Origin of the sequence: Azotobacter bryophylli, assembly GCF_042643485.1 — a bacterium.
Classification (GTDB): domain Bacteria; phylum Pseudomonadota; class Gammaproteobacteria; order Pseudomonadales; family Pseudomonadaceae; genus Azotobacter; species Azotobacter bryophylli.
On the sequence record NZ_JBHRSJ010000012.1, the window covers coordinates 240691 to 246992 of the forward strand.

Annotated in this window: 7 protein-coding genes; 5 read left to right on the top strand and 2 right to left on the bottom strand. The window is 67.3% G+C overall.

Going from position 1 to position 6302, the window contains the following annotated elements:
* Positions 1-616 precede the first annotated feature (616 nt).
* Positions 617-1288: a YceH family protein gene (locus ACFOJE_RS07290; RefSeq protein ID WP_377813644.1), complete on the bottom strand. Its 672-nt coding sequence runs from the start codon at positions 1286-1288 to the stop codon at positions 617-619.
* Between the two features lie 237 nt (positions 1289-1525).
* Between ACFOJE_RS07290 and ACFOJE_RS07295 the strand changes: the two genes are divergently transcribed.
* From ACFOJE_RS07295 to ACFOJE_RS07310, 4 genes are read left to right on the top strand one after another with little or no spacing between them, the layout of a single operon-like run.
* Positions 1526-2674: an MlaE family ABC transporter permease gene (locus ACFOJE_RS07295; protein ID WP_377813645.1), complete on the top strand. Its 1149-nt coding sequence runs from the start codon at positions 1526-1528 to the stop codon at positions 2672-2674.
* Positions 2671-3477 carry an ABC transporter ATP-binding protein gene (locus ACFOJE_RS07300; RefSeq protein ID WP_377813646.1) on the top strand — a complete coding sequence of 269 codons (807 nt, stop codon included), beginning with the start codon at positions 2671-2673 and terminating at the stop codon, positions 3475-3477. The genes ACFOJE_RS07295 and ACFOJE_RS07300 overlap by 4 nt, the downstream gene beginning before the upstream one ends.
* Positions 3477-4412, top strand: a complete 936-nt coding sequence (locus ACFOJE_RS07305) for an MlaD family protein (protein WP_377813647.1) — start codon at positions 3477-3479, stop codon at positions 4410-4412. The genes ACFOJE_RS07300 and ACFOJE_RS07305 overlap by 1 nt, the downstream gene beginning before the upstream one ends.
* Positions 4409-5035, top strand: coding sequence for an ABC-type transport auxiliary lipoprotein family protein (locus tag ACFOJE_RS07310; protein WP_377813648.1), 627 nt, complete (start codon positions 4409-4411; stop codon positions 5033-5035). Before ACFOJE_RS07305 ends, ACFOJE_RS07310 begins: the two co-directional genes overlap by 4 nt.
* 10 nt (positions 5036-5045) lie before the next feature.
* On the opposite strand, the gene ACFOJE_RS07315 is transcribed toward ACFOJE_RS07310, so the two are convergent.
* Positions 5046-5204: a YqaE/Pmp3 family membrane protein gene (locus tag ACFOJE_RS07315; protein ID WP_377813649.1), complete on the bottom strand. Its 159-nt coding sequence runs from the start codon at positions 5202-5204 to the stop codon at positions 5046-5048.
* A 130-nt stretch (positions 5205-5334) separates the two neighbouring features.
* Between ACFOJE_RS07315 and ACFOJE_RS07320 the strand changes: the two genes are divergently transcribed.
* Positions 5335-6302 (top strand): sigma 54-interacting transcriptional regulator (locus ACFOJE_RS07320; RefSeq protein WP_377813651.1); only part of this gene is annotated, 968 nt, incomplete at its 3' end.

The following is a 6302-nucleotide window of genomic DNA, read 5'->3' on the forward strand; positions in this document are numbered from 1 at the left end:
CGGGAGGCAATGAAGTTCGCGTGTTCCCGATGACGGACAGCGCCCGGGCGTTTCCCCGGAAACGGCCACTGTTACCCTCGCCGGCCCGCAGGTAGCGCAACCTGGGTGGAACGGAAACATATCCTCTGTGCCAAGGTGGGAGCTGGAACCCTATAAAAACATAACCTATTGATTTTATTGTTTTTTTAATTTTTGGCATGCATACTGCTTTGTCATAGACACAACAACAACAATAACGACACACCCCATAACAACAATACGTAACGGCTCTGGCATAACAACGATAATCACGGCAGAGACGCAGCAAACAGATTTTTTTGGAGAGGATGCGCTTATCGGGGCTCGCGCCCTGTAACCAGTCCGAGAAGAACAAAACTACCCCAAGGTAGCGCCTGCATTGGTTGGATCACTGAACGATCACCGCAACGTCAGCTTCCAAAGAAATATGCTTGCTTTTGGCCCCGACTGGGGCCGGCACACACCGGCCATAAGGTGACGGTCGACAATAACAACAACAGGCCGAACGAGAACAAAAACAAAGCACAGCAGTACTGGAGGGGAGCCACGGCTCCCCTCTGTGCTTTAAGGCCCTCGCGGATCTCCGCGCTTCGCCTAGTCAGCTCTCCGCTTCGTCAATTCCCCGCTCCCCTTCCAGCCTGGCCAGACGCTCCTCCAGCGCCGCGATACGGGCTTCGAGCGCCTCGATCCGCGCAGCAACCTGCATACTGCCTTCCTGCCCCTCGGCCTGACCGGCGCGGGCCGCGAGCCATTCCTGCAGTTCCTCCGGGCGCCCCAACAGGTGCGTGTAGCGTTCCTCGCGCTGCCCCGGCTGGCGCTCAAGGCGGCAGACCAGCTCCCGGCCGATCAGGCGCTCCAACTGATGCTGCAGCTCGTCGGCGTCCTCGAAATCGTGCAGGCGACCCGAGCGGGTCAACAGTTCGCCGACGGTCTGCGGCCCGCGCAACAGCAGCAGGGCGATCAGGATCGACTGCGGCGGTGTCAGTTGCAGGGCCTTGTCCAGCCGGTGCTCCCAGCGGTCGGCGCGGCTACCCATGACCAGACGCACCAGCCCGAGCCCCTCCAGCCGGCGCAGGCTCTGCCCGACCTGGCCGGGGCTCAGGTTCATCAGCGGATCGCGACTGGTCTTCTGGTTGCAGGCGAGGACCAGGGCGTTGAGGGTCAACGGGTAGCTTTCCGGGGTGGTCGCCTGTTTCTCGACCAGGCAGCCGAGAATGCGGATCTCGATGGCATCCAGCGGTTCTTGCAGGGTTACGGGCAATTCTTGCATGGGGGGATCCTTGGCGGGAAAACAGACCCTAGCCTAGCCCGAGGGCGCCTCCATGGATACATAGCCAGGTGCTATCATGCGGCCGGCAGTTTTCGCCCCCATCCGGTTTCGCTTCCTCGCCGACCATAGTTGTACGGTCGTTCCCCATGCCACCGTGCTGCGGAAGGCGTAGACTGCAACGAAGCGCAGAAGAACCTTTCCTCCCCCATGACAGGTAACAGCACAGACAGGCCATCGATGCAGTCAACTCCATCAACGCCGGGCGAGCTGCGGTTACAGGGCACGGGACAGCCGGCCCGGCTGAACATCGCCGGCGATTGGACGCTGGAGCATTACCCGGCGCTGTGCCGGGAAGTCCAGCGCATTCGTCCGCAGCTCGGCAAGGCCACCCCGATCGAGCTGGCGCAACTCGGCGCCCTGGACACCGCCGGTGCCGGCCTGCTGGTGGAGCTGATCGGCACCGAGCGTGCCGGAAGCATCGAGCAATGGGCCCCCGAACTGCCAGCCGAGCGACTGGCCCTGCTGCACACGGTGGCGGAAGCGCTGGCCAAGCCCGCCGAGCCCGAAGAGGAGAAGGAGCGCTCCAGCCTGATCGACGAGCTGGCTCACATCGGCCAGGTGATCGAGGGCGTCTGGCTGCAGCAGCGACGGCTGCTCGGCTTCATCGGCCTGACCTTGGAAACCCTGGCGTTGACCCTGCCGCGCCCGCGCCGCTGGCGGGTCACCGCGCTGGTCGCGCAGATCGAGCAGACCGGACTGAACGCCATTCCCATCGTCGCGCTGCTGACCTTCCTGGTCGGCGCGGTGGTGGCCTTCCTCGGCGCCACGGTGCTCGCCGACTTCGGCGCCACCATCTATACCGTCGACCTGGTGGCCTTCTCCTTTCTCCGCGAGTTCGGCGTGCTGCTCAGCGCCATCCTGCTCGCCGGCCGCACCTCCAGCGCCTTCGCCGCGCAGCTCGGCTCGATGAAGGCCAACGAGGAGATCGACGCGCTGCGGGCCATCGGCCTCAGCCCCATCGAACTGCTGGTGCTGCCGCGAGTGCTGGCGATGCTGGTGAGCCTACCGATCCTCACCTTCATCGGCATGCTCAGCGGCATTCTCGGCGGCCTGGCGGTCTGCACCCTGGCCCTAGACATCTCGCCGGTCCAGTTCTTCAACATCCTGCAGACCGAGGTTCCCGTCAGCCACTTCCTGGTCGGCCTGAGCAAGGCTCCGGTGTTCGCCTTCGTGATCGCCGTGATCGGCTGCCTGGAGGGCTTCAAGGCCGGCGGCAGCGCCGAGTCGGTGGGCGAGCACACCACCTCCAGCGTGGTCCAGTCGATCTTCATGGTCATCCTGCTGGATGCCCTGGCCGCGCTGTTCTTCATGGAGATGGACTGGTGAGCGCGCAGACGGGAGACCGGCCGAGGGAGCCGCTGATCCGGGTGCGCGGGCTGGTCAACCGCTTCGGCCGGCAGACGGTCCACGAGAACCTCGACCTGGACATCTACCGCGGCGAGATCCTCGGCGTGGTCGGCGGCTCGGGCACCGGCAAGTCGGTGCTGCTGCGCAGCATCGTCGGCCTGCGCCGGCCCGATGCCGGCAGCGTACAGCTGTTCGGCGAGGACCTGCTGACCCTGCCCCCCGAGCGCCGTTCGCGGCTGGAACGGCGCTTCGGCGTGCTGTTCCAGCAGGGCGCGCTGTTCACCTCGCTGAACCTGGCGGAGAACGTCGCCCTGCCGCTGATCGAGCACGTCGGCCTCGACCGGCACGAAGCCGAACACCTGGCCCGGCTCAAGCTGGCCCTGGCCGGGCTGCCGGGCGATGCCGCCGGCAAGTACCCGGCCGAGCTCTCCGGCGGCATGATCAAGCGCGCCGCCCTGGCCCGCGCCCTGGCCCTGGACCCGGAAGTGCTGTTCCTCGACGAGCCGACCGCCGGCCTCGACCCGATCGGCGCGGCGGCCTTCGACCAGCTGATCCTGACCCTGCGCGACGCCCTCGGCCTCAGCGTATGCCTGGTCACCCACGACCTGGACACCCTCTACACCGCCTGCGACCGAGTCGCGGTGCTGGCGAACCGGCGCGTACTGGTGGCCGACCGCCTGGAGGTAGTGGCCGAGACCGACGACCCCTGGGTCCGCGAATACTTCCACGGCCCGCGCGGCCGCGCGGCCAGGCAGGCCGCCGAATTGCAGGAGACCCCCTGATGGAAACCCGAGCGCATCACGTGCTGATCGGCCTGTTCACCGTTGCCGCGGTGCTCGGCGCCCTGCTCTTCGCCCTCTGGCTGGGCAAGTCCAGCTTGGACCGCGACTTCGACAACTACGAGATCCTGTTCGACAGCTCGGTCAGCGGTCTGGCGCCCGGCAGCCTAGTGGAATACAACGGCATCCGCGTCGGCAACGTCGAACAGCTCTGGCTCGATCCCCAGGACCCGCGCAAGGTCCACGCGCTGATCCGCGTCTACGCCGGCACGCCGGTCAAGCAGGACACCCAGGCACGCCTGGCGCTGGCCAACATCACCGGCAACATGAACATCCAGCTGCATGGCGGCACTCCGGAAAGCCCCCTGCTGACGAGCCGCAGGGGCCCGCCCCTGATCGTCGCCGACCCCTCGCCGCTCACCACCCTGCTGGGCAACGGCGAGGACATGATGAGCAACCTCAACAACCTGCTGAGCAGCGCCAACCGGATTCTCTCGCCGGAGAACACCAATCATCTCAGCCATACCCTCGAACACCTGGAGGTGGCCACCGAGGCCATCGCCTCCCAGCGCGAGGAATTCCGCCAGACCCTCCAGCACATGAACAGCCTGGGCAAGCAGGCCGGTCTGGCCATGGAGGAAATCACCAAGCTGACCCATACCGCCAACGGCCTGCTGGACGAGCACGGTAGCGACCTGATGAACAGCGCGAAGCATTCGATGGCCGCCCTGGATCGTTCGACCTCGCGTCTGGACAAGCTGCTGGCGGACAACGACAAGGCCCTGGACAGCGGCCTGCAGGGGGTCGCCGACCTCGGCCCGGCCATCGGCGAGCTGCGCGCGACCCTCGCCTCGCTGCGCCGGGTCACCCAGCATCTCGAAGACAATCCGTCCGGCTTCCTGCTCGGCCGGGAGAAGTTGCAGGAGTTCAACCCATGAGTCTTCCCCAGCCGCTGCGCGCCGCGCTTCTGCTCGTCCTGCTCGGCCCGCTGTCGGCCTGCTCGGTGCTGCCGAAAGCCGAACCCATCCACATCTACCGTCTGCCGAGCAGCCCCGCGAACCGCCCGCCGGCGGATTCGCCGCGACTCGAGCAGACACTGGTCGTGGATACGCCGCAGGCCGACCGCATGCTCGGCAGCGGCCGCATCGTGGTGGTGCCGAAGCACAACCGGGTCAGCAGCTACGAGGGCGCACGCTGGAGCGACGCGGCACCGATCCTGCTGCGCGACCGCCTGGTCGAGGCCTTCCGCCAGGACGGCCGGGTGGCCAACGTCATCAGCGACGACCAGCGCCTGCACACCGACCTGGAGCTGGTCAGCGACCTGCGCGGCTTCCACACCGAGTACGTGGACGGCGAAGCCCAGGTGGTGATCCGCCTCGAGGCCAGTCTGGTGCAGAGCTCCAGCCAGCAAGTACTGGCCAGCCGCAGCTTCGAGGTGCGCCAGCCCAGCGAGGACGAGAAGCTCGACGCGGTGGTCGCCGCCTTCGGCCAGGCCGGCGATGCCCTCAGCCGGCAGGTGGTGGCATGGATGCTGGAGCAGAGCGAGAAGCGGGTGCGCTAGCCGCCGGGCCTCAGCGTCTGGCGATGATGTAGACCGCGTGGATGATGCCGGGCAGATAACCGAGCAGGGTCAGCAAGACGTTCAGCCAGAACGCCCCGGCGAAGCCGACCTGCAGGAACACCCCGAGCGGCGGCAGCAGGATGGCGACGAGGATGCGCAGCAAATCCATGGAAGAGTCCTCCGCAACGGCCCCGCGCGGGCCCTTTTCAGAACCGACCCGGCAGGCGGGCCGGGGTTCCTTGCCGTGAGCCGCGGGCGCTGCCCATAATCGCCTGCCCCCTACCCTCAGGAGCCATGGAATGGCGATCACCCGCAGCGATCTGGACGACAACGGCCTGCTGCTCGGCCTCTCCCCCGACCGTTTCCGCGAAGTGGCCATGCCGCTGCTGTTCGACCATCTGAACGCCCAGTGCGAGGGCACCGTCGTGGTCAACCGCCAGGCGCGGATCGTCTGGCTCAGCGACAAGTACGCGGCTCGCCTGGGCATCGACGATCCGCGCAGCGTGCGCGGCCGGGAGATCGAGGAGATCCTCCCGGCCAGTCTGCTGCGCCGGGTGGCGGAAAGCGGTCAGGCGCACCTGCTCGATCTGATGGCCGTCGGCGACGAGCATTTCGTGGTCACGCGCCTGCCCCTGCGCGACGAGGACGGCACCCTGGTCGGCGCCATCGGCTTCGTCCTGCTCGACCGGGCGCAGTACCTGAAGCCCCTGGTCGCCAAGTACGGGCAGCTGCAGAACCAGCTGGCCGCCACCCAGCGCGAGCTGCTGCAGGCGCGCCGGGCGCGCTACAGCATCGCCGGCTTCATCGGTACCAGCCCGGCCGCCGCCGAGGTCAAGCGCCAGGCGCGACGCGCCGCCCAGCTCGACGCCACGCTACTGCTGCGCGGCGAGACCGGTACCGGCAAGGAGCTGCTGGCCCAGGGCATCCACAACCTCTCGCCGCGCGCCCAGGGGCCCTTCGTGGCGGTCAACGTGGCGGCGATCCCCGACACCCTGGTGGAGGCCGAGCTATTCGGCACCGCGCCGGGCGCCTACACGGGCGCCGAACGCCGCGCACGGATCGGCAAGTTCGAGCTGGCCGACGGCGGCACCCTGTTCCTCGACGAGATCGGCGACCTGCCGCTGCCGCTGCAGGCCAAGCTGCTGCGGGTGCTGCAGGAGCAGGAGGTCGAGCCGCTCGGATCCAACCGGGTCCGGCGGCTCGACGTGCGGGTGATCGCCGCCACCCACGTCGACCTGGAGGCGCGGGTCGCCGCCGGCAGCTTCCG

Excerpts from the sequence above, each read along its gene's own strand:
- ACFOJE_RS07290 (WP_377813644.1), bottom strand. The coding sequence starts at position 1,288 with ATGCAAGAATTGCCCGTAACCCTGCAAGAACCGCTGGATGCCATCGAG.
- ACFOJE_RS07295 (WP_377813645.1), top strand. The coding sequence starts at position 1,526 with ATGCAGTCAACTCCATCAACGCCGGGCGAGCTGCGGTTACAGGGCACG.
- ACFOJE_RS07305 (WP_377813647.1), top strand. The coding sequence starts at position 3,477 with ATGGAAACCCGAGCGCATCACGTGCTGATCGGCCTGTTCACCGTTGCC.
- ACFOJE_RS07310 (WP_377813648.1), top strand. The coding sequence starts at position 4,409 with ATGAGTCTTCCCCAGCCGCTGCGCGCCGCGCTTCTGCTCGTCCTGCTC.
- ACFOJE_RS07315 (WP_377813649.1), bottom strand. The coding sequence starts at position 5,204 with ATGGATTTGCTGCGCATCCTCGTCGCCATCCTGCTGCCGCCGCTCGGG.